Annotated in this window: 2 protein-coding genes; both read left to right on the top strand. The window is 69.3% G+C overall.

Annotated elements, in window-relative coordinates:
- Positions 1–1,452, top strand: a 1,452-nt coding sequence (locus tag VFZ20_RS03175) for a sodium-translocating pyrophosphatase (RefSeq protein ID WP_329682375.1), incomplete at its 5' end; no start/stop codon positions are given.
- A 168-nt stretch (positions 1,453–1,620) separates the two neighbouring features.
- A complete protein-coding gene (locus tag VFZ20_RS03170) occupies positions 1,621–3,099 on the top strand; it encodes an APC family permease (protein ID WP_329682374.1) in 1,479 nt (492 codons plus the stop codon).
- Positions 3,100–3,495: the final 396 nt, after the last annotated feature.

Here is a 3,495-nt window from a genome sequence, read left to right as displayed (position 1 = left end):
ACCATGGTGCTGGGCCGCGAGGTGGTGGCCACGGGCGACAACTTCGGCGGCATGAGCCCCATCCTGCTGCCCATGGTCATCGCCGGCGCCGGCATCCTGTTCTCGCTCATCGGCATCCTGCTGGTGCGGGTCAAGGAGGGCGGCAACGTGCAGGGCGCGCTCAACCTGGGCAACTGGGTGAGCATCATCCTCACGGGCATCTTCTCGTTCTTCCTCATCCAGTGGATGCTGCCGGAGAGCATGCAGATGGGCCGCGCGGGCAGCGAGGCGTTCGGCCGCATGGGCGTCTTTGGCGCCGTGGCCGTGGGCCTGCTGGTGGGCGCGCTGATGAGCATCATCACCGAGTACTACACGGCCATGGGGCGCCGCCCCGTGCAGTCCATCGTGCAGCAGTCGTCCACGGGCCACGCCACCAACGTCATCGGCGGCCTGGCGGTGGGCATGGAATCGACGACGCTGCCCATCCTCGTGCTGGCCGGCGGCATCATCGCCAGCTACGAGTTCGCGGGGCTGTACGGCGTGGCCATCGCGGCCGCGGGCATGATGGCCACCACGGCCATGCAGCTGGCCATCGACGCGTTCGGCCCCATCGCCGACAACGCGGGCGGCATCGCCGAGATGAGCGAGCTTCCCCCGGAGGTGCGCCAGCGTACGGACATCCTGGACGCGGTGGGCAACACCACGGCGGCCACGGGCAAGGGCTTCGCCATCGCCTCGGCGGCGCTCACGGCCCTGGCGCTGTTCGCGGCGTTCATGGGCATCTCGGGGATCTCGTCCATCGACATCTCCAACGCGCGGGTGCTGGGCGGCCTGTTCGTGGGCGCCATGATCCCGTTCATCTTCTCGTCGCTGGCCATCGCGGCCGTGGGCCGCGCGGCCATGAGCATGGTGGAGGAGGTGCGCCGCCAGTTCCGCGAGATCCCGGGCATCCTGGAGGGCACGGGCAAGCCGGAGTACGGCCGCTGCGTGGAGATCAGCACCCGGGCCGCCATCCGCGAGATGCTGCTGCCGGGCGCCATCGCCCTCATCGTCCCCATCCTGGTGGGCTTTACCATGGGGCCCGAGGTGCTGGGCGGCCTGCTGGCCGGCGTGACGGTGTCGGGCGTGCTCATGGCCATGTTCCAGTCCAACGCCGGCGGTGCCTGGGACAACGCCAAGAAGTCGTTCGAGAAGGGCGCCACCATCAACGGCCAGCTCTTCTACAAGGGCAGCAACGAGCACAAGGCGGCCGTGACGGGCGACACCGTGGGCGACCCGTTCAAGGACACGAGCGGCCCCTCGATGAACATCCTCATCAAGCTCATGTCCATCGTGTCGCTGGTGATCGCGCCGCACATCGCGGTGTCGGCCGTGCACGAGCCCGTCCGCGAGGTCGAGGCCGGCGTGACGACGGAGGCGCCGGCCGCCGTGGCCGCCGCGCCCGCGCCGGTGGTGGTGCAGGCCCCCCGCTGATCCGCGGGACGGAACCGACGAGGGGCCCGGCCGGGTACGACACCGGCCGGGCCTCTTTCCTTTCCGGCACCACGGCGTATGTTCTTGTGATGCGTTTCTGCTGATCCCTCTTGGCGCACCGGCGCTCCGCCGGCCCCGCGCACGCCCCGACCCCCCGAGCGACACGACATGAGCACGATGGACACCACGCGGCCGGCGGCCCCGCCGGCCCCCGCCGCCGATGCGGGACTGCGGCAGGGACTGACGCTGCTGGACGCGGTGATGCTGGTGGCGGGGAGCATGATCGGCTCCGGCATCTTCATCGTCTCGGCCGACATCGCGCGCAACATGGGCTCGGTGGGCGGGCTGATCGCCGTGTGGGTGGCGTCGGGGCTCATGACGCTGGCCGCGGCCCTGAGCTACGGCGAGCTGGCGGCGGCCATGCCGCGGGCGGGCGGGCAGTACGTGTTCCTGCGCGAGGGGCTGGGGCGCATGACGGGGTTCCTGTACGGCTGGACGCTGTTCATGGTGATCCAGACGGGAACCATCGCGGCCGTGGCCGTGGCGTTCAGCCGCTTTTTGGGCGTGTTCTTTCCCGCCGTGTCGCCGGACGTGTTCGTGGGCGTCAAGGGCATCCACATGCCCGGCGGCGACATCGACCTGGGCCTTTCGTGGCAGCGGGTGGTGGGCATCGTCATCATCGCCCTGCTCACCTGGGTGAACCTGCGCGGCCTGCGCGAGGCCAAGTGGATCCAGACGAGCTTTACCATCGCCAAGACGGGCGCCCTGGCGGCGCTCATCCTCCTGGGCATCACGCTGGGGCGCAACGCGGGGGCCATCTCCAGCAACTTCGGCAACTTCTGGGCGGGCGAGCCGGGCGGCACGCCGGTGTCGGTGATGGGGATCGCCATCCCCCTGATCATCACGGCGTTCGGCTCGGCCATGGTGGGCTCGCTGTTCTCGTCGGACGCGTGGAACAACGTGACCTTCGCGGCGGCCGAGGTGCGCCGGCCGGAGCGCAACCTGCCCCTGGCGCTGGCGCTGGGGACGGGGCTGGTGACGCTGCTGTACGTGCTGGCCAACCTGTCGTACCTGTCGGTGCTCACGCTGGCGCAGATCAAGGGCGCGCCGCAGGACCGCGTGGGCACGCTGGCCCTGGAGCAGATGTTTGGCCCCGTGGGGCAGTACCTGATGGCGGGCGCCATCCTGGTCTCCACCTTCGGCTGCATCAACGGGCTCATCCTGGCCGGGGCGCGGGTGTACTTCGCCATGGCGCGCGACGGGCTGTTCTTTGCCCGCGCGGGCGAGGTGAACCGCAACGACGTGCCGGCGTGGGCGCTGGTGGCGCAGGGCATCTGGACGGCGCTGCTGTGCCTGACGGGCACGTACGGCCAGCTGCTGGACTACGTGATCTTCGCGGCGCTCATCTTCTACGTGCTCACGATGGTGGCCCTGTTCCGGCTGCGCAGCCTGCGCCCGGACCTGCCGCGCCCGTACAGGGCGTTCGGCTACCCGCTGGTGCCGGCGCTGTACATGCTGGCGGCCACGGGCGTCGCGCTGATCCTGCTGGTGGCCAAGCCCGTGTACTCGTTCAGCGGGCTGTTCGTGGTGCTGCTGGGCATCCCCGTCTACTACCTGTGGAGCCGGCGCGCGACGCCCAACTCCTAGCACGGCGAAGTCTTACTGATTTCTCACGCAGAGCCGCAGAGGCGCAGAGGACTACGAACCAGTTCTCTGCGCCTCTGCGGCTCTGCGTGAGAATTCTGTTGCAGGTTTTCCGGGCCCGGGCTTCCACGGGAGCGGATTCGGTGTTAAATTGTCCATCTGCAATCACTTGCGGGATGGATGCATCGCCGCCGGACCGGCCGCCTTCGCGCGGACCGATCCGGCGGACGTGTTTTGGACGTACCCTCCCACGACGGAGCGCTGGAGCGGGGCATAACCGAACGCTAATCCAACGTTCGACGTGCCTCGTGGGTCTAACGAACGTCGGCGCGGTGGCTGGATTGCCGGCCTGGTTGCGGATTTTTAGCACGGGCCGGCGAAGTGAAACCGGACGGGTGC

Source organism: Longimicrobium sp., assembly GCF_036280135.1.
Lineage (GTDB): Bacteria > Gemmatimonadota > Gemmatimonadetes > Longimicrobiales > Longimicrobiaceae > Longimicrobium.
The sequence above is the reverse complement of the archived record's forward strand: the minus strand, read 5'-3'. Positions and strand labels throughout refer to the sequence as shown.